Raw genomic sequence first — 17,173 nt, 5'->3', positions numbered from 1 at the left:
CCAGATATGTCAAAAACTACTGCAGATCAGCCTTCAAATGCTGTAAATACAATATGCGAAGGAACACAAATCACCGGTGATATCACCACTAATGGTGAAATACGCATCGATGGCAAGTTGCAAGGTAACCTTCAGGCCAAAGGCAAAGTTGTTGTAGGGCCTACAGGTGGTGTTAACGGGGAAATATCCTGTAAAAACTGTGATGTTCAGGGGCAGATTGAAGGAAAAGTAGAAGTAAGTCAGTTATTATCTCTGAAATCCAGCTCAAAAGTTTCAGGAGATATTATTACACATCAGTTAGGCATTGAGCCGGGAGCAAGGTTTAATGGTAATTGTAAAATGGATGGACAACAACAGCCCAACCTCAGAGAAGAAGCAAAGAGAAAATAAAGACAAAGAGCCTGTATACATGGCCTATGCCCGCTACTCGGGTATAGCATTCCAAACAGGTTTTCTTATTGCTTTATTTACATGGGGCGGATATGAGTTAGACAAATGGCTCGAAACGTCGCCTGTATTTCTTGCAGTAGGTTTGCTGTTAGGTTTAGTGTTGGGTATTTACGTCTCAATAAAAGATTTTATCAAAAAAAAATAGCCGGAATTTAACCGGCTATTTTTTTTAGAAATATTTTATCGATTCGTCTTTTTCAATGGCCTGAATGACTTTGTTGGCCAGGCTCGAAGCACCAAACCTGAACAATTCATTATTTAACCATGCTTCGCCCAATACCTTTTTTACAATCGCATAATATATTACCGCGTCATCCACTTCGCGGACACCACCGGCAGGCTTAACACCTACTTTTCTTCCGGTTTTCTGATAATAGTCTTTAATGGCTTCGCACATTATGTACATGGCCTCATGTGTGGCCGATACAGACACTTTACCCGTAGATGTTTTAATAAAGTCGGCACCTGCTTCCATCGCCAACAAAGATGCTTTACGGATTTGTTCCGGCTCAAGGTCGCCTGTTTCCAGAATCACCTTCAGGTGCGTATCGCCAATGGCTTCTTTTATGGATTTTGTTTCTTCGAAAAGCAGTTCGTCATTTCCGGCTAAAAACGCTCCTACAGGTATTACGATATCTACTTCTGTTGCTCCTGCCTCAACCGCCATTTTACACTCTTCCACTTTGATGGAAGTAAATGTTTGACTTGCCGGAAAACCTCCTCCTACAGAGGCTATCCCTATTTTGTCAGCATTCAGATGTTGTTTTACATAAGGTACCATGGCTGGATAAACACAAATGGCGGCAACATTCGATATATGTGGAAACTTACGGTTGAAGTTGTTTACTTTTTCACACATATCCTTAATCTTTAACTCATTGTCTGTTTCTGTCAATGTGGTTAAATCAACCATGTTAAGAATATGGTCATACACCGCTTGCGTTTGCAAAGATTTGCTTTCTTCTTTTACTTCATCAATCTTGTTTTTGAGTTTTTCAGCGTCGACTGCTAATGCGTAATTTTGATTTATTTTCATGTGTAAAAAATTTAAGTTCAGTATTTAAGGTTTTTTGTTCTTAAGTTTTGGGTTAGATAAATGCCTTTTTTTATCTCTGCTGGTTTTCTTTAAGAGGCTCTCATTTAATGCTGATTCCAAATCTATGTCCATTTGATTGGCCATACAAATAAGTACGAAGAGAATATCAGCCATTTCTTCTTCTGTACTCTGGTCTTCTCCTGGTTTGAAAGATTGTTCACCATATTTCCGGGCCATAATCCTGCCCAGTTCACCAACTTCTTCTGTAAGAATCGCAAAATTAGTTAATTCATTAAAATATCGTACCCCATAACTTTGAATCCAGTTGTCCACTTTTTGCTGGGCTTCTTTTAATGTTAACTGGCCATTTTTTTCGGTTTGCATAAATGTTTTTTCTTTTTTGCGTATTTGTCGCATTTTTCACAAACAACCCGGCCTTTATGGGGCTTTGCTTGCACCTTTTTATCCTTACAGGCTTTTTTGCTCATTATTCTTTATTTTTAGTGTCCATTAAGATGGTCACCGGCCCGTCATTTGTTTGGTTTATTACCATGTGCTCTCCAAACTGACCGGTAGGTACTTTTTTGTTCAACCGGTCAGACAATTTTTGTACGAAAAAGTTAAAAAGTAATTCAGCTTTTTCTTGTGAGGCAGCCCTGATATACGAAGGTCGATTGCCCTTTTTTGTTTTGGCGTGTAATGTAAACTGACTGATGGCCAAGACTTCACCATCAATATCCTCAACCGATTTGTTCATTACCCCGTCTGCATCATCAAAAATTCTAAGTTGGGCAACTTTTTTTACGAGCCATAAAGCATCTTCTTCCTGATCTGCCTCCTCAATACCTACCAACAGGGTTATGCCCTGTCCAATTTTCCCTACAGTGGTGTTCTCCACATTTACATCTGCTGCCTGAACTCTCTGGATTACTAAGCGCATTTTTTCCTACAAAAATACAGCTTTGAATCAAATTTAAAAGTATAAATATGAATTCAATGCGCATATTGGATCCGCTGAGGGTTTAATAGATTTATGGTCAGGGTGTGATTATTTGTAATAATTTCGTTTTTTAGAATTGAAAATTGTAATTTTGTCAGTTAATTGTAAAAATGACACAAATACATGGATTCTGACATTCAACGCGTAAAGCAGCGTCATGGAATTATTGGTAATTCAGAAGGATTGGAAAGAGCTATCAGCATCGCCATGCAGGTGGCTCCAACGGATATGTCTGTTTTAATTAACGGAGAAAGTGGAACAGGCAAAGAAACGTTTCCTAAAATTATACACGAGAATAGCATTCGTAAACATGCGAAATATATTGCTGTAAACTGTGGTGCTATTCCTGAGGGAACCATCGATAGTGAATTGTTTGGGCACGAAAAAGGAGCATTTACCGGAGCCCACGACAGCCGGAAAGGATATTTTGAAGTGGCCGACAAAGGAACCATTTTTTTGGACGAGGTAGCTGAGTTGCCTCTATCTACACAGGTGCGTTTGTTGCGCGTACTCGAAAGCGGAGAATTTATACGGGTAGGTTCGTCAAAAGAACAAAAAATAGATGTGCGTGTGGTCGCTGCCACTAATGTGAATATAGAGGATGCTGTACGTGCCGGGAAGTTCAGGGAGGATCTTTATTACCGTTTAAATACCGTTCCAATTATTATACCGCCGCTACGGGAACGTAAAGATGATATATGGTTTTTGTTCCGAAAGTTTTCTTCCGATATTGCAGATAAGTACGGCATGCCCCCATTAGACGTCAGCGATGAAGCTATGAGGTTATTGGAAGGCTATCGCTGGCCCGGCAATATTCGTCAACTGAAAAATATTACAGAACAAATAGCTGTAATAGAACGCGACCAATATATTACGCCCGATATTGTACGAAGATATTTGCCGGAAGTGGATGTTTCAAGTTTGCCAGCCCTTGCAAAAAAAGAAGAAAGCCAGTCTTTTGCTTCAGAGCGGGAAATTTTATACAAGGTTTTGTTCGATATGAAAAAAGATATGTCGGATCTAAAAAAACTTGTATACGATATGATGGAAAATGGTGCTGATGCGGCTTCCAGTAAAGAAGAAAACACACAGATTTTACGTGATTTACATGCTCAAAAAACTAATTTGCCCTCTGAAATGCCGGAGAAATATTTAAATAAAGGTCCTGAGATCAGGCATGCAGAGCATCCTGAAGATTATAATGAAAAAGAAAAAGGCCTGATTGAGGACACAGAGGAATATGTGGAAGAGTCTTTATCGCTGGCCGACAAAGAAAAAGAATTAATATCTAAAGCTTTAGAAAAACATAACGGTCGTAGAAAGCTTGCTGCTAAAGATTTGGGGATTTCTGAACGAACTTTGTATCGTAAAATAAAAGAATATGATATTGATGCGTAAAGTGTTGAAATATTTTAGCCTTATAATTATCGCCGTGATTTTTACGGCTTGCACGGTATCTTATTCTTTTACCGGTGCTTCCATACCTATTGAAGCCAAAACGTTTACGGTTCGCAAAATTGAAAATGTGGCACCTACCATCAATCCTACCTTAGCCAATGATATGCAAATGGCATTAATAGACAGAATGCTTACGCAAACCCGCTTAAATTCTGTTGATTTTAATGGTGATTTAATTTATGATATCACAATAACGGGTTACGATGTTCAACCCATTGCAATTTCCGGAGGAGATCAGTCTGTGGCTGCGCAAAACCGTTTAACTGTCCGGGTTAAAGTGAAGTTTGATAATCGCTACGACTCCAAAACATCTTTTGAAAAAAGCTTTTCGGAATACGCAGATTATTCCAGCGACAGTAATTTTAGTGATGTCGAAAATGGATTGGTTCAATCAATTATTGAAAGGTTGAATGAAGATATTTTTAATGCTTCTGTAGTTAATTGGTAACAAACATTAGAAAATAGATTTATCTATGAAGCCTGAAAGGTTTTACGAATTGTTGGAATTTCCCGGAGAAATTTCTCAAGCCGATTTGCCTGAAATTGAATCGCTTGTTGAGGAATATCCCTGGTTTCAGGCTGCTCATGCTTTGTTGCTAAAATATCAGTTGATGGGAGGCTCGTTTCGGTTTAGCCAGCATTTAAAGCAGATGGCTATTTGTACCGGCGATCGTCAGCGCCTCTACGAGTGGCTGCATCTGGAGCCGGCAAAAGTAATGTCAGTTTCAAACGACCCGTTATCAGATCAAAAAGAATTCGAAGTTAACCTTCAACAAGTTTCCAGTGCCGAATTGGAGCGCCAGGAAAATAGACGGCTCCGAAAAAAGGAAATTGAGCGCGTGTTGAACAACGAAGGGTTGCTATATTTCGACTTTGATTATGTACCGCGTGAAGATACAGAAGCCGGAAAAACAAACACACAAAAATCTTCGGAAGAATATGACCTGCAGTCCAAAATTGATCGATCCAGCGATGAATTAACCGATGACACTAAAGCATGGTTGGCCCAGAATATTAAACGCGCACATCATAAAACAGGTGCAATAAAAGCAGAAAAAGGTAAAAAAGAGCAGATTATCGACCGGTTTATATCTTTGTCTGAACGCCAAAGAAACAAAGAAGTAACAGAAGAAAAATCAGCTGAAATAGCAGATAAAACAGAAGAAAGCACCCGCGAAAACGCTGATTTTATGACAGAAACACTGGCCAGGATTTATATGAAACAGGGTTTATATGAAAAAGCCATAGCTACTTATGAAAAATTAAGTTTGAAATATCCAGAAAAAAATGTTTACTTTGCAGGCCGGATTAAAGAAATCCAAAAAATTATCAATAATCAATAAAAGAAGATAAAATGTATTATTTCATTTCAGCATTAATCATTGTAGTTGCCATTTTAGTGGTCCTGATCGTTTTAGTGCAGAACTCGAAGGGTGGAGGCCTGGCAGCTAATTTTGCCGGAAATACGCAAGTAATGGGCGTTCGCAAAACAGCCGATTTTCTTGAAAAAGCTACATGGGTATTAATTGGAGTTTTCTTTTTGTTGAATGTTTTGGCTGTGTATGCCATGCCAAGGCCAGAAGAAACTCAAAATAAATCAGAGTTAGAAGAAACAATTAATGTTGAAACACCTGTTTCAGCCCCGGCTCCTGAAAATATACCTGAAGAAAAACCAGAACAGGAATAAAAAATTGTCGACATACAACCGTTAAGGCTGTCGCTTCAAGGCAGCCTTTTTTTATGTTTTGAGCTTTTAGTTGAGCAAAAAGCAGTAGTTATTTGTTTTCCTATTGTAAAAATATCCTTTCAATGAGTAAGAAAATTCGAAATGTAGCCATTATCGCCCACGTTGACCATGGCAAAACCACCCTGGTGGATAAAATTTTATATCAGTGTAAACTTTTCGACGACCATGAAAAGCCAGGCGAGTTAATTATGGATAGTAATGATCTGGAGCGTGAACGTGGCATTACCATACTTTCAAAAAATGTATCTGTTTCTTATAAAGATTTTAAAATCAATATTATCGATACTCCCGGCCACAGTGATTTTGGCGGAGAAGTAGAGCGTGTGTTGAATATGGCCGATGGTGTTTTACTTTTGGTCGATGCTTTTGAAGGGACCATGCCCCAGACCCGGTTTGTGCTTCAAAAAGCTCTTGAAATTGGACTGAAGCCCATTGTCGTTATTAACAAAGTCGATAAACCCAATTGCCGGCCACTTGAAGTGCAGGAAGAGGTTTTCGAATTGATGTTTAATCTGGATGGCACCGATGAGCAACTCGATTTCCCGACGTATTACGGTTCAGCCAAAGAAGGCTGGATGTCTGACGATGTAAAGAAACGTACCAACGACATAACTTCCCTGCTCGATGGTATTATTCAATATATTCCGGAGCCTACTGTAGAAGATGGTACTACCCAAATGCGTATAACTTCACTCGATTATTCTTCTTATGTAGGGCGAATCGCCATTGGAAAGGTTTATCGGGGTAACTTAAAGGCCAATCAGCAGGTAGCTATCATTCGCAAAGATAAATCAGTGGTTAAGCAGGTGATAAAAGAGCTCTTTGTGTTTGACGGCTTTCAACGTAAAAAGGTCGATGAGGCCGAATCCGGGGAAATTGTTGCCATTGTAGGTCTTGAAAATTTTGAAATCGGAGAAACCATTGCGCATATCGACCATCCGGACCAGCTCGATCCCATTGCTGTGGATGAACCTACCATGAGTATGCTCTTCACCATAAACAATAGCCCGTTTTATGGCAAAGAAGGTAAATATGTTACCTCCCGCCATATTAAGGAGCGTCTGGAGAAAGAATTGGAGAAAAACCTCGCTATGCAGGTTCACGATACAGATTCGGCAGATAAATTTAATGTCTATGGCCGTGGAATTTTGCATTTGTCTGTGCTTATAGAAAATATGCGCCGGGAAGGATACGAAATACAGGTAGGCCAGCCACAGGTGCTTTATAAAATGATTGGGGCCCAGAAATGTGAACCCTTCGAAGAGCTAACCGTTGATGTGCCGGATGAATATAGCGGCACTGTAATTGAAATGGTAAGTCAGCGTAAGGGAGAGATGAAAAATATGATCCGCAAAGGTGAGCGCATAAATATTGAATTTGAGGTGCCCTCAAGAGGTTTAATCGGGTTAAACAACCAGGTGCTTACAGCCACCGCAGGCGAGGCCATTATGAATCACAGGTTTATAGAATACCGGCCTACTGTCGGACCCATCAAAGAACGCCAGAACGGTTCTTTAATCGCTATGGAAAGTGGCACGGCTATAGCCTATGCAGTGCATAAATTGCAAGACCGGGGTAAGTTTTTTGTCGCCCCTGGAGACAATGTATATGCCGGACAGGTCATAGGGCAGCATACGCGCGAAGGCGACCTTGTGCTGAATGTAACCAAAACAAAAAAGCTTACAAACATGCGCGCAAGCGGCTCAGACGATAAGGTTCTTTTAGCTCCACCCATTGAGTTTTCTCTGGAAGATGCTTTGGAGTATATTGAAAAGGATGAATATGTGGAGATTACACCTAAAAGTATTCGTCTACGTAAAATTTTACTCAACGAGAACGACCGCAAACGAGCTAAAATGAAGAGTTGAGAGAACCGTTACAAATACAGGATAAAATTTTTAAATAATAAAAGAGGCCGCTTAAAAAGCGGCCTTTTCTGATGGTCATATTTCTTTTAAACTGTGCATTGACTTATACAGTCTACAATACTACTTAAACGCTCATGTTTGAGAAAATAAAAAGTGTTTTTACCTTCTCTTTTTGAGCATAACACCCCTTTGTCTTTTAATATTCCTAAATGATGCGATGTGGTTGATTGCTCAATCTGTAATTTTTGATGTATTTCGGTTACAGTCATTTTGTTTCCATCTTCCAAAAAGTTGAGTATTGCAATGCGCATTGGATGTGCAATAGCTTTTAGCATGCTTGCCGCTTCTTCCAGTTGATCAATATTTAATTCTGAAACTTTCATTTTTGTGTTTTTTACATATTAATGATATCCAAATATATGAATATTTTTAGACTTAACTATCACTTTTTATATATTATACAGCACATAATATTTTTACTGTAATGATTAACAGGACCATAGCAATGGGGTAGATTGTTGCATAAGCTACATGCGGTGCGTTGCTTTTTGTCATCGGATCTACTGCTGCCAGGGCTGGAGTACTGGTTACTGCGCCGGACAGGGCCCCTAAAAACGACAAAATATTCATTTTGAGCAGGTAGCGGTCTACCAAAACGATGAGTATCAATGGTAAAAGCGTTATGGCAATTCCATAGCCAAAAAGCTCAGCACCATATGTTTGAAAAGCCTCAACAATGTGCTTGCCTGCATTGGCACCAACCGCAACCAGGAAAAATATTAAACCCAGCTGACGCAACAGCTGCGTAGCTGCTCCACTTAGTGTCCATACAAACGGACCGGTTTTACCTGTTCTACCGAGCAATAAACCAGTGATTAAAACTCCTCCGGTTAAACCTAAGCTAAAGGCATAATTCCCCATTGAGATGTTGATATGACCAATAATATAACCCATTACAACACCAATTGCAATTGGAAGAAAGTCGGTGTCTGAAAGGTCTTTGTTGGAATTGCCAAAGATTTTGATAATGGCGGGTATGTCAACAGTGCGTGCTGATACAATAATTTTATCACCCATTTGTAATTTTACCCTTGTATCGGGCACAATGTCAATGCCCGCACGTCTGATACGGGTAATGACAGCATTATAAGCAGTGAGCATATTGAGTTCCGGAATGGTTTTGTTCACTACATCTTTGTTGGTGACCAACAGTGAACGAACCGAGTGACTTTTGTGCAATGAAATCTCTTCATCGGTAACCGGCCCGATGAGTTGCCCAACTTTTTCAAGGGCTTCTTCCGGACCAATGGCCCTGATGATATCGTTTTTGTATACAACCGTATCGGCTTGTACCGTATCAGAAACACCAGCATGTTTAATACGGCTGATCATGGCGCCGGTCATTTGCCGAATATTGAGCTCTTTTATTTTTTGACCCTTTACGTTTTCATTTTCGACAATGAAATTTCGTTGTAATATTTTTGGATGTTCTTTCTCGGCTTCTTTTTCAAATGCTGCTTCTGCCTGACCGATGTCTTTGTTGAGTAATTTCGGAAGTACCCTTACAAAAACAATTACACCAATAACCCCAAACGGATAGGAAATGGTATACCCGATGGAGGCCAGCGGCGACCCTGTGATGTCAATTGCGGCTGCCAGCCCTGGCGTGCTCGACATAGCTCCGCTAAACAGTCCTACGGCAATGTTGGGATCTATATTTAGAAAGGCAATGAGCAGCCACGTAATAAGGCCTCCGGTAAACATTACACCAACGGCCAGTAGGGCAAGCCTGCGACCGTCTTTCTTGAATGAAGCGAAAAATCCCGGACCCGCCTGTATGCCTATGGTATATAGAAAAAGCACCAACCCGGTTGTTTGTATAGCGTCGGGCACTTTGAGTCCGTAATGGCCAAAAATCAGAGCTACAAACATGACCGCTGACACACCAAGGGAAATACCTTTAATGTTGATGCGGCCCAGAAGGAAACCAAGGGCAATAATGACAAACATTAAAAAATTGTCATCGGTCAGAAAGTCCATTACTTTATTGTTTTACAAGTTTTTGCGTAAATGTATGTTCCGGTGTAATTATTTTTACAATATAAGTGCCCTGTTTATAGTCTGACCCAAACTGATAAGTTGAGCTTTGATTTAATTTAAATGCTTCAACTTGTTGTCCGGCAACATTATAAACATATATTCTTTGGTGAGAAGTTGAATTAGCTGCTGAAGTATTAATTACAAAATTATTATTGCTTGGATTGGGTGCAATATTTATATAATTCTTTACGTCTGCTATTGCGTTGCCTTCTTCTATTTCAAGGTCAAACAGATAATTTGGTGTTTCGTTTGCACCATCATTAGCAATAATAGTTATTGAATAGCTGCCAACATCGCCTGAAACGGGTTGTGCAGTAAACCTCACATGTCCTTCATTTATATTGGTGAGCGAAACGAAATCTGCAGAGCAAAAAAGGCAATTCCATTCAATATTAACGGATTGAGGATCATTATCATCATAATAAATATCAAGTTCAAGAGTTTGATTTTCTGCAACAGAAGTGTCTGAAATGTAATTAACAAAATAAGGGGGCGTATTAATGTTTCCCCAGATTTGGTCGGCATATTCCGGATGGTCAATAAATGGATTGCGGTTGTTCTGAATTTCGTAAATAGCATTGTTTCGGTCAATTTCTTTTTGACTGACCGGGTCTTCCTGATGCCATTTTAACATGAGCGCTGTGCCGGCAAGCGTAAAGTTTGCTCCATCAACTAAATCATTGGTGTACCAGTTGGTATCTTCATTAAAATAGCGGGTAACCATGTACATGTAGTTCCTTGCAAAATCGCCTTTGTAGGCATCTATAGGTTCAAATACAGTTCCGCTCATGGTTGAAAATGAAGACGTTCCAACTTCTGAACCGTTTTGGGATATCCAATAAGGATCATTGGTTTCACCATAAGGGTGATTGCTTCGCTGGCCATTCACATAACCATCGGAAGGCACTAAGTGGAAAAGATCCGTGTACATGGGGTAGCCATCGTTGAACCAGCTTTTGGGCCATGAGTGTTCGCGGTTGTAACAATCACCTTCTGCCTGGTAATTTCCACACTGATCCATTACAAAAGCAAATTCATAAGGTGGCGTACCACCCGGCACGTCAGAATACATGTCCCATACCTTATTGTTGCTTTTGCGGTCGGTGCTTTGAAAATGTGTCCACAAAGCCGAATATGATTGTGAATTATGGTTGTCGATGATGTCATGAAGTGCCTGGCGCAGTTCGGTTCCGTTTAATCCCTGCGCATTATCGTAGTATCCCGTGGGTATTTGGGCTGAGAGTTGAAAAGCACTCACCATGAAAAGGAGCGCAATAATTTTTCGATAATTCATAAAAATTTGTTTAGTTCAAATGGTTTGAAATTTCATGCAAAGATAAAGGGAATTTGGCTCTTATGGAGTATTTGCGTTGTTTTTTATATTTTGCAGCTGCCTGGTCTTTTATCGAGTGTTTTTGTATTATTTGTTTTCTGTGTAAATTGGCCCCATGACTGCAATTTTAATCATCGGTATTTTTGAGGCTCTTTTTTTAGCAGGGCTCATCCTGACTAAAAAGCAAAAAAATAAGCCGGATTATATTTTGGCTGGGTTGCTGTTAATTATGGCAATGACCATTGTCGCCTCTTACGTGGAGCAGTATAATCAGGCAAATAATTTTCCGTATCCGTTTTTTATTCATGTTTCGCCACCGCTGATTTTTTTACATGGGCCCATTCTTTGGTTTTACATCAAGTCTTTTACTACAGAAAAATTTGTATTTAAACCACAATATTTACTGCATTTCCTTCCTTTTGTGCTGGCTTTTTTTCTGATGTGGTTTTCCACTTATTCTAAGCCAGTGGCTGAGCGTATTGCTGAAATGCAGTCAGGAAAATTTAAAACCCATCCGGCTTATCCTCTTATGGTAACGGGTATCCTGCTTTTTACCCAGGGGTATTTTATTTGGGGGCTGGTTCTGATTCATCGCTATCGAAAGAGAATCAGAAATTATTTTTCGAAAATTGAAAATATTGATTTGGCATGGTTAAGGTTTATTTTGATAGCAGCCATTATTGCTTATGCTATAAACAGCCTGTTGTTTCTCTCAGATTATTTCTTTAACCTTTTCAATTACAAGGTTATGCAACTTTACACTTTTGTTGTAGGTGCTTTGTTTATTCTTTCTATGGGGTTTTATGGTCTACGGCAAACTAATGTGTTTTATTCGGGCGCACAAATTTCATCTGGTAATCATAGGCAAAAAATCAATTCAGGTATTCAGTCTAAACTTACTTCAGATGAGGCTTTTATACATGAATTGTTGAGTTATATGAATGAGCAAAAACCTTATTTACAACCAGAGATTACCCTGAATGAACTGAGCAGACAAATGAATGTGATGCCGGAATATTTATCCGGTATTTTGAACCGGAAACTAAATATCAGGTTTTTTGATTTTATAAACCAATTCAGAGTAGAAGCATTTAAAGATGCTTGTCTGGCTCCCGAAAATGCTAATTATTCAATTATTGCCCTGGCTTATGATTGTGGTTTCAATGCTAAAGCCACCTTTAACCGGGTGTTTAAAAGTATGACGGGATTTACACCCAGTGAATATCAAAAAAAAGCGCAATGAAATTCATCATTGCGCTTTGATACCATTATTAGGTCGAACTATGATTCATTCATGGTTTTTTCAACATCTTCTACGGAAATCGGAATCCGATCGCCAATAAGTTCAGCGCCGTTATCTGTAATCAGTAAGTCATCTTCGAGCCGTATGCCGCCAAAGTCAAGATATTCTTTCACTTTATCATAGTTTATGAAATCAGCGAATTTTTTCTCATTTTCCCATTTTTCAATCAGTTCAGGAATAAAGTAACATCCGGGCTCATTGGTAACCACAAAACCGGGCTGCAATTTTCTACCGAGACGTAAACCTGCCAGGCCGAATATTTCTGAACGCTTTATTTCATTATCGTACCCCACATAGTTTTCGCCAATATCTTCCATGTCGTGTACATCAAGTCCCATCATGTGACCTAATCCGTGGGGTTGGAAAAGGGCATAAGCACCTGTGCGTGCTGCTTCTTCGGGGTTTCCTTTCATGATGCCCAGATCTTTTAGGCCAGAAGCGAGCACTTTAGCTGCTTCCACATGCACGTCGAAATAGGGAATGCCGGGTTTTGCCAATGATGTAGCTTTATTGTTGGCTGCCAGCACAATGTTGTAAATGTCGCGTTGTCTGTCAGAGAATTTTCCGCCAACGGGCACGGTACGGGTAAAATCGCTTGCATAGTGCATTCCGGTTTCAGCCCCTGCATCGGTTAGCATGAGTCTGCCTTCGGTTAGTGTTTGACTGTGATCGTGGTTGTGCAGTGTTTGGCCATTTTGTGATAAAATTACCGGAAATGAAAGCATTCCTCCGCCTGCTACGGCAATTCCTTCAATGGTACCGGCAATTTTTTGTTCCCAAACACCGGGCATGGCCATTTTCATGGCCGTTACATGCATGTTGTATCCTGTCGCAGCTGCTTTTTTCAATTCTTCTACCTCGTACTCATCCTTAATGCTACGCTGCGCTACTACTGCTTTAATGAGTTCTACCGATTGGTAATGGTTTACTTCTGCAGCGCGAATACCGGTAAGGGCTTCCATCAGAATTTGATTGTCGGCGCGGTATTGTGGAAGGAAATGAATTTTTCGGCCTGCATCCACTGCTTTTTTTATGTAGTCAAAAAGGTGGCTGTAGGTGCGGCTATCACTTACACCAACTTCAGCAGAGCGTTCCTTCATAGATGGCTGAGGTCCCATCCAAATAATATCGTCCATTGTAACATCGTCGCCAAAAATAATGCTTTCCCCACTGTCGAGGTCTACTACGCCTGCTATATCGGGAAAGTCCAGGCCAAAATAATACAGGAAAGAGCTGTTTTGACGAAAATGGAAGGTGTTCGCCGGGGCATTCATGGGTGATTCCGAATGTCCGGGGAAAAATGCTATGCCGCCAGACATTTTAGCTTTCAAATTGTTCCGGCGTTCTGTGTAAACTTCTTTTTTAAACATATTATATGATTTTAATTTACTTTTAAAAAGATTCTAAATTAATAATTCCAAGGCTAAACTCATAAATATTTAATAATTCATTCGATTTAGAAGGGCGGCGTTTTGCCCACTGTAAACACAAACAAAAATACACCGGCTGTGTTTGATTTATTAAAAATGCAGCTATGAATAATTATTTTAAAATACTCATTTTGGTATTATTGATACCGATATCATCAATAAATACAATTAACGCAAAGAATATGAATACTAAAGAGAAAACCATAGTACTTGGAGGGGGCTGTTTTTGGTGCATTGAAGCTGTTTTTAATATGACCAAAGGTGTTTCTTCTGCTGTTTCTGGATATGCAGGTGGTAAAACAAAAAACCCAACTTATGCGGAGGTTTGCACGGGTAGCACCGGTCATGCAGAGGTGGTGAAGGTAACTTATAATCCGGAACAGATTTCGCTTGAGAAAATTCTGGACATCTTTTTTACCATACATAATCCTACCCAAAAAGACCGCCAGGGAGCTGATGTTGGCACACAATACCGGTCTGCCATTTATTACACCGACAGCAAGGACCGGGAAATTATTGATAAGGTGATATCAGAATTAAATGCCTCCGACCAATACGATAAAAAGATTGTTACAGAAGTTAAACCCTTAGGAGATTTTTACAAGGCAGAGGTTACCCACCAGGATTATTATGAGAAAAATGAATTTGCGCCCTATTGCAGTTACGTGATTAAACCCAAAGTCCGGAAATTTAAAAGCAAATACCCTGATTTAAAGCTAAAGTAATCTGTGCAAGAAAACGTAAAAACCTTTGAAACTCTTGTGTTTGACTCGCTCTTATCAAAGACTGAAGATTCTTCAGTGTCTTGCCAGCTTAGATAAATTTAATTGGTAATACTACAAATTTCCCAGTCAGACGGAAAACATGTTTTATAAAGTCAAAGGCTTGTAATATAAAGAATTATCAAAAAGTCAACATTTCAGGCTATCACTTTTAGTTGATTGTACTTATTCTTTTTTATAACTTTGGGTATATAACCCAAATTAAAATGGAAAAATTAAAAACAAACCCTGAAAAACTATTGCTACTGGCCTGTCACCCTTCAAAAGCTACATGGCTTATTTCGAAACAAGTTTTAAACATGGGTGTTGCCGGCACCTTGATGCTTGATTTGGTTGAAGCACAAGCCATTGATTTTAACCAGAAAAAAGTTGTGGTTAAATCGAGACCATCGGGCTTAACGCCAGCACATGAAGCTGTTTGGAAATTTATCAATGAACGTGATAAGTCCAGAAAAGCAAAACGATGGATTACCGCCCTGTCGAATAAAGCTTCTCTTTTTCGTCCGCCGCTTCTCGATTTGATGGAGCAGCAAGGATTGCTGAAGGTAAATCATCATACTTTCCTGTTTATTCCTTACCTGAGAATATCTGTGTCAAATAATACGATGAGGCAGGAGTTAATATCCGAACTGAAAGAGAAAACAGAAGGCCCTGAATCTCTTTCAACGACCGAAGCCAACCTTTTGAGTGTTATAGCTGCTGTTAACCTGCTTAAACCTTTTGTAAGCAAAACGTCTGAGCGGCGCAAGTTTAAGAAGAAGTTGAAGCAAAAAGTTGCGGAAAATCCCGTTGCAGAAGGCATACAGGATGCTATACAGGAAATGCAGGCCGCCATGGCCGCTGCTTCTGTAGCTGCTGTAGCCGGGAGTGCTGCAACCTCTGGTAGTTAACAGCGTTTTGTGTTTTTAGCAGGTAAGGTGAAGAAAAATGAAGCTCCTTTGCCCTTTTTGGACTCGGCCCACATTTTCGCGCCTAACAATGCAACAAGTTTTTTTGATATTGAAAGGCCCAATTCGGTTTCCCCTTTTTTTCGGGCATCGTTTAGTTCTTCCTGTCTGAAGCGGTCAAACATTTCGTGCAGTAATGCAGCGTCAATGCCAGTGCCGGTATCTTTTGCAAAAAACGTTATCTCTTGGGAGTTTTCTTCATACCCAAAAATTACTACACCATCTGATTTTAGTTTCAAGAGATGTGCCCTATGCAGTTAATCTGTGGGTTTTCGGAATTATTATGCACCATTGAAATCATATTATAAACGGATGAATAGGTGGTTACATTCTAAAAATCTGTAATTTTAATGTAGGGTTTGCTGAGTCAGGTCAGGGTTTTTCAGTGCGAGCGTTCCATTTCTTGTATCATGGTTTCGATGCGTTCATGTTGGATGTTACTCACATTTTCTTTTACTCCGGTGATTTTTTTCACAATTGCCCGCTCAATAAAATTCATTTTATCAAAGCGAAATTCGCCTCCGGTTATTTGTTTGCTTGTGGCGTGTGAACGCAATATTTCAGGAAATGCCAGCTCAAATTGTTCTTGTGCTTTTTGTTCATGCATGCAGGATAAAAAAAGCCCGATGTGTTTTTGTAATAACTGAGACATGTAGGTCTCACAAAACTGGCGAGTTTGTTTTTGCAACATGCCGGCGTGAATTGAACCCCCAATGATAATTTGATTATATGGGTGTAGGTCAACTTTTTGCTCTTTTTTCAAATCCACGAGATTTACCTCATCCTTAATTTTTTCTGCAATAAGATGTGCAACGCGCTCAGTTGTTCCATGATTTGTGGCATATACAATCAGTGTTAGCATGGCATTAAAGTTTGGTAATTTGGTTTTTATCCGGATTATAAATAATGTCTGTAATTTCAAGGTGTAACCAGGTCCAGTCACCATCATCAAGTTTCCAGGTTGTGGCGGTTTTTACAGGAACTCTTATCCCATTAATTACCCCAGTTTTTTCAACGGTGTTAATCCACATCTTTCGCTCCGCTTCCGGGCCTGTATCTTTAAATCGCATGGCAGAGAAGCTCACAACGTCTCCAGTTGCATTGAATTTGAAAGTACCGGAGATGTTTATACCACCTACCTTCATTATAGCTTTGGCCGAAGTGCTGTCTATCGCTTCCCATTGAATTTGGTCACTTAAAGCTGCTGAAGGAAACCAAATGATTTCTCCGAGAAAGCGCTGTAATGATGCTTCATCAATTTGGGAACCACGTGCTTTAGCCATCGTAATGATGTTGTTCATTTTAATGTGCATTTCTCCATGCCCATTGGCAAACTTATCGCGGGCTTTTACCCGGATGATTGGCGACATTTTCATATCCATAATCCAGTTAAACCCCGGATTTTTCAATGTAAATATTTGATTGGCTTTTCCGGTATACCAGTTATCCTGACCAGGTTTAAGTTTCATTTTTAAATTTTGTTCCACAAAAGCTGAATGAACTTTTTCTTTGCCAGGAACTCCGCTTGTTTTCAGCCATTTTTTAACGGGATAAGGGAGGTTTTCAAGGTCTCTTTCTTCCAGTATTTTTACTGGCGATGGTGTTTGCTCAAGCATTTGTTCGCGTTCTTTGGTGGCTTTTTTGTGGATGGAGCATCCCAGAAGTGTTGATATCATAAGAAAAATAATTGTTATGTGTTTGTAACTCATTTTATTGATG

General features: G+C 39.7%; 20 protein-coding genes. 10 read left to right on the top strand and 10 right to left on the bottom strand.

Translation table 11 applies throughout. From position 1 onward, the window contains the following. The first annotated feature begins 6 nt into the window (after positions 1 to 6). Both ACTB0Y_RS00760 and ACTB0Y_RS00755 read left to right on the top strand, forming a co-directional pair. Positions 7 to 390, top strand: a complete 384-nt coding sequence (locus tag ACTB0Y_RS00760; protein ID WP_463204871.1) for a bactofilin family protein — start codon at positions 7 to 9, stop codon at positions 388 to 390. Then, complete coding sequence (locus tag ACTB0Y_RS00755) at positions 344 to 595, top strand: AtpZ/AtpI family protein (RefSeq protein WP_463204870.1); 252 nt, start codon at positions 344 to 346, stop codon at positions 593 to 595. Before ACTB0Y_RS00760 ends, ACTB0Y_RS00755 begins: the two co-directional genes overlap by 47 nt. A gap of 24 nt (positions 596 to 619) precedes the next feature. On the opposite strand, the gene deoC is transcribed toward ACTB0Y_RS00755, so the two are convergent. From deoC to dtd, 3 genes are all read right to left on the bottom strand, one after another. Continuing rightward, positions 620 to 1,486, bottom strand: a complete 867-nt coding sequence (gene deoC, locus ACTB0Y_RS00750; RefSeq protein ID WP_463204869.1) for a deoxyribose-phosphate aldolase — start codon at positions 1,484 to 1,486, stop codon at positions 620 to 622. Between the two features lie 24 nt (positions 1,487 to 1,510). Next, complete coding sequence (locus ACTB0Y_RS00745) at positions 1,511 to 1,870, bottom strand: nucleotide pyrophosphohydrolase (protein WP_463204868.1); 360 nt, start codon at positions 1,868 to 1,870, stop codon at positions 1,511 to 1,513. 103 nt (positions 1,871 to 1,973) lie between these two features. Continuing rightward, complete coding sequence (dtd, locus tag ACTB0Y_RS00740) at positions 1,974 to 2,426, bottom strand: D-aminoacyl-tRNA deacylase (protein ID WP_463204867.1); 453 nt, start codon at positions 2,424 to 2,426, stop codon at positions 1,974 to 1,976. Positions 2,427 to 2,609: 183 nt separating this feature from the next. Between dtd and ACTB0Y_RS00735 the strand changes: the two genes are divergently transcribed. The 5 genes from ACTB0Y_RS00735 to typA all read left to right on the top strand — a co-directional run bounded on the left by ACTB0Y_RS00735 (position 2,610) and on the right by typA (position 7,559). Beyond that, the gene (locus ACTB0Y_RS00735) at positions 2,610 to 3,884 is read left to right on the top strand and encodes a sigma-54 interaction domain-containing protein (protein WP_463204866.1); all 1,275 of its coding nucleotides are present in this window, start codon (positions 2,610 to 2,612) and stop codon (positions 3,882 to 3,884) included. After that, positions 3,868 to 4,392, top strand: a complete 525-nt coding sequence (gene lptE / locus ACTB0Y_RS00730) for an LPS assembly lipoprotein LptE (RefSeq protein WP_463204865.1) — start codon at positions 3,868 to 3,870, stop codon at positions 4,390 to 4,392. Before ACTB0Y_RS00735 ends, lptE begins: the two co-directional genes overlap by 17 nt. 25 nt (positions 4,393 to 4,417) lie before the next feature. Then, the gene (locus ACTB0Y_RS00725) at positions 4,418 to 5,287 is read left to right on the top strand and encodes a hypothetical protein (RefSeq protein ID WP_463204864.1); all 870 of its coding nucleotides are present in this window, start codon (positions 4,418 to 4,420) and stop codon (positions 5,285 to 5,287) included. 11 nt (positions 5,288 to 5,298) lie between these two features. Further along, on the top strand, positions 5,299 to 5,631 hold the full coding sequence (gene secG / locus ACTB0Y_RS00720) for a preprotein translocase subunit SecG (protein ID WP_463204863.1): 333 nt from the start codon (positions 5,299 to 5,301) through the stop codon (positions 5,629 to 5,631). Between the two features lie 122 nt (positions 5,632 to 5,753). After that, positions 5,754 to 7,559 (top strand): translational GTPase TypA, encoded by a 1,806-nt coding sequence (gene typA / locus ACTB0Y_RS00715; protein WP_463204862.1) that lies wholly within the window; start codon positions 5,754 to 5,756, stop codon positions 7,557 to 7,559. Positions 7,560 to 7,645: 86 nt separating this feature from the next. On the opposite strand, the gene ACTB0Y_RS00710 is transcribed toward typA, so the two are convergent. The 3 genes from ACTB0Y_RS00710 to ACTB0Y_RS00700 all read right to left on the bottom strand — a co-directional run bounded on the left by ACTB0Y_RS00710 (position 7,646) and on the right by ACTB0Y_RS00700 (position 10,953). Then, positions 7,646 to 7,942: an ArsR/SmtB family transcription factor gene (locus tag ACTB0Y_RS00710; protein ID WP_057953110.1), complete on the bottom strand. Its 297-nt coding sequence runs from the start codon at positions 7,940 to 7,942 to the stop codon at positions 7,646 to 7,648. A 73-nt stretch (positions 7,943 to 8,015) separates the two neighbouring features. Continuing rightward, positions 8,016 to 9,599 carry an aspartate:alanine exchanger family transporter gene (locus ACTB0Y_RS00705; RefSeq protein WP_463204861.1) on the bottom strand — a complete coding sequence of 528 codons (1,584 nt, stop codon included), beginning with the start codon at positions 9,597 to 9,599 and terminating at the stop codon, positions 8,016 to 8,018. A 4-nt stretch (positions 9,600 to 9,603) separates the two neighbouring features. Then, entirely contained in the window at positions 9,604 to 10,953 is a 1,350-nt protein-coding gene (locus ACTB0Y_RS00700) for an endonuclease (protein WP_463204860.1), read from the bottom strand. A gap of 154 nt (positions 10,954 to 11,107) precedes the next feature. Here ACTB0Y_RS00700 and ACTB0Y_RS00695 point away from each other — a divergent pair, with 154 nt between their 5' ends. Beyond that, positions 11,108 to 12,235 carry a helix-turn-helix domain-containing protein gene (locus tag ACTB0Y_RS00695; protein ID WP_463204859.1) on the top strand — a complete coding sequence of 376 codons (1,128 nt, stop codon included), beginning with the start codon at positions 11,108 to 11,110 and terminating at the stop codon, positions 12,233 to 12,235. A 38-nt stretch (positions 12,236 to 12,273) separates the two neighbouring features. On the opposite strand, the gene ACTB0Y_RS00690 is transcribed toward ACTB0Y_RS00695, so the two are convergent. After that, positions 12,274 to 13,665: an aminopeptidase P family protein gene (locus tag ACTB0Y_RS00690; protein ID WP_463204858.1), complete on the bottom strand. Its 1,392-nt coding sequence runs from the start codon at positions 13,663 to 13,665 to the stop codon at positions 12,274 to 12,276. 242 nt (positions 13,666 to 13,907) lie between these two features. On the opposite strand from ACTB0Y_RS00690, the gene msrA reads away from it, so the two are divergent. Together msrA and ACTB0Y_RS00680 are read left to right on the top strand one after the other, a co-directional pair. Further along, complete coding sequence (gene msrA, locus ACTB0Y_RS00685; protein WP_463204857.1) at positions 13,908 to 14,450, top strand: peptide-methionine (S)-S-oxide reductase MsrA; 543 nt, start codon at positions 13,908 to 13,910, stop codon at positions 14,448 to 14,450. A gap of 263 nt (positions 14,451 to 14,713) precedes the next feature. Further along, positions 14,714 to 15,397 (top strand): GOLPH3/VPS74 family protein, encoded by a 684-nt coding sequence (locus ACTB0Y_RS00680; protein ID WP_463204856.1) that lies wholly within the window; start codon positions 14,714 to 14,716, stop codon positions 15,395 to 15,397. Here the strand turns inward: ACTB0Y_RS00680 and ACTB0Y_RS00675 are convergent. The 3 genes from ACTB0Y_RS00675 to ACTB0Y_RS00665 all read right to left on the bottom strand — a co-directional run bounded on the left by ACTB0Y_RS00675 (position 15,394) and on the right by ACTB0Y_RS00665 (position 17,163). Further along, the gene (locus ACTB0Y_RS00675; RefSeq protein WP_463204855.1) at positions 15,394 to 15,693 is read right to left on the bottom strand and encodes an ATP-binding protein; all 300 of its coding nucleotides are present in this window, start codon (positions 15,691 to 15,693) and stop codon (positions 15,394 to 15,396) included. The genes ACTB0Y_RS00680 and ACTB0Y_RS00675 overlap by 4 nt on opposite strands. Positions 15,694 to 15,836: 143 nt before the next feature. Next, complete coding sequence (locus ACTB0Y_RS00670; protein WP_463204854.1) at positions 15,837 to 16,316, bottom strand: flavodoxin domain-containing protein; 480 nt, start codon at positions 16,314 to 16,316, stop codon at positions 15,837 to 15,839. A 4-nt stretch (positions 16,317 to 16,320) separates the two neighbouring features. Then, positions 16,321 to 17,163 carry a DUF6544 family protein gene (locus ACTB0Y_RS00665; protein WP_463204853.1) on the bottom strand — a complete coding sequence of 281 codons (843 nt, stop codon included), beginning with the start codon at positions 17,161 to 17,163 and terminating at the stop codon, positions 16,321 to 16,323. Positions 17,164 to 17,173 lie beyond the last annotated feature (10 nt).

The organism is Salinivirga sp. (genome assembly GCF_055145285.1).
The sequence above is the reverse complement of the archived record's forward strand: the minus strand, read 5'-3'. Positions and strand labels throughout refer to the sequence as shown.

Coding starts and splice junctions, on each gene's coding strand:
- ACTB0Y_RS00760 (WP_463204871.1), top strand. CDS start 7: ATGTCAAAAACTACTGCAGATCAGCCTTCAAATGCTGTAAATACAATA.
- ACTB0Y_RS00755 (WP_463204870.1), top strand. CDS start 344: ATGGACAACAACAGCCCAACCTCAGAGAAGAAGCAAAGAGAAAATAAA.
- deoC (WP_463204869.1), bottom strand. CDS start 1,486: ATGAAAATAAATCAAAATTACGCATTAGCAGTCGACGCTGAAAAACTC.
- ACTB0Y_RS00745 (WP_463204868.1), bottom strand. CDS start 1,870: ATGCAAACCGAAAAAAATGGCCAGTTAACATTAAAAGAAGCCCAGCAA.
- dtd (WP_463204867.1), bottom strand. CDS start 2,426: ATGCGCTTAGTAATCCAGAGAGTTCAGGCAGCAGATGTAAATGTGGAG.
- ACTB0Y_RS00735 (WP_463204866.1), top strand. CDS start 2,610: ATGGATTCTGACATTCAACGCGTAAAGCAGCGTCATGGAATTATTGGT.
- lptE (WP_463204865.1), top strand. CDS start 3,868: ATGATATTGATGCGTAAAGTGTTGAAATATTTTAGCCTTATAATTATC.
- ACTB0Y_RS00725 (WP_463204864.1), top strand. CDS start 4,418: ATGAAGCCTGAAAGGTTTTACGAATTGTTGGAATTTCCCGGAGAAATT.
- secG (WP_463204863.1), top strand. CDS start 5,299: ATGTATTATTTCATTTCAGCATTAATCATTGTAGTTGCCATTTTAGTG.
- typA (WP_463204862.1), top strand. CDS start 5,754: ATGAGTAAGAAAATTCGAAATGTAGCCATTATCGCCCACGTTGACCAT.
- ACTB0Y_RS00710 (WP_057953110.1), bottom strand. CDS start 7,942: ATGAAAGTTTCAGAATTAAATATTGATCAACTGGAAGAAGCGGCAAGC.
- ACTB0Y_RS00705 (WP_463204861.1), bottom strand. CDS start 9,599: ATGGACTTTCTGACCGATGACAATTTTTTAATGTTTGTCATTATTGCC.
- ACTB0Y_RS00700 (WP_463204860.1), bottom strand. CDS start 10,953: ATGAATTATCGAAAAATTATTGCGCTCCTTTTCATGGTGAGTGCTTTT.
- ACTB0Y_RS00695 (WP_463204859.1), top strand. CDS start 11,108: ATGACTGCAATTTTAATCATCGGTATTTTTGAGGCTCTTTTTTTAGCA.
- ACTB0Y_RS00690 (WP_463204858.1), bottom strand. CDS start 13,665: ATGTTTAAAAAAGAAGTTTACACAGAACGCCGGAACAATTTGAAAGCT.
- msrA (WP_463204857.1), top strand. CDS start 13,908: ATGAATACTAAAGAGAAAACCATAGTACTTGGAGGGGGCTGTTTTTGG.
- ACTB0Y_RS00680 (WP_463204856.1), top strand. CDS start 14,714: ATGGAAAAATTAAAAACAAACCCTGAAAAACTATTGCTACTGGCCTGT.
- ACTB0Y_RS00670 (WP_463204854.1), bottom strand. CDS start 16,316: ATGCTAACACTGATTGTATATGCCACAAATCATGGAACAACTGAGCGC.
- ACTB0Y_RS00665 (WP_463204853.1), bottom strand. CDS start 17,163: ATGAGTTACAAACACATAACAATTATTTTTCTTATGATATCAACACTT.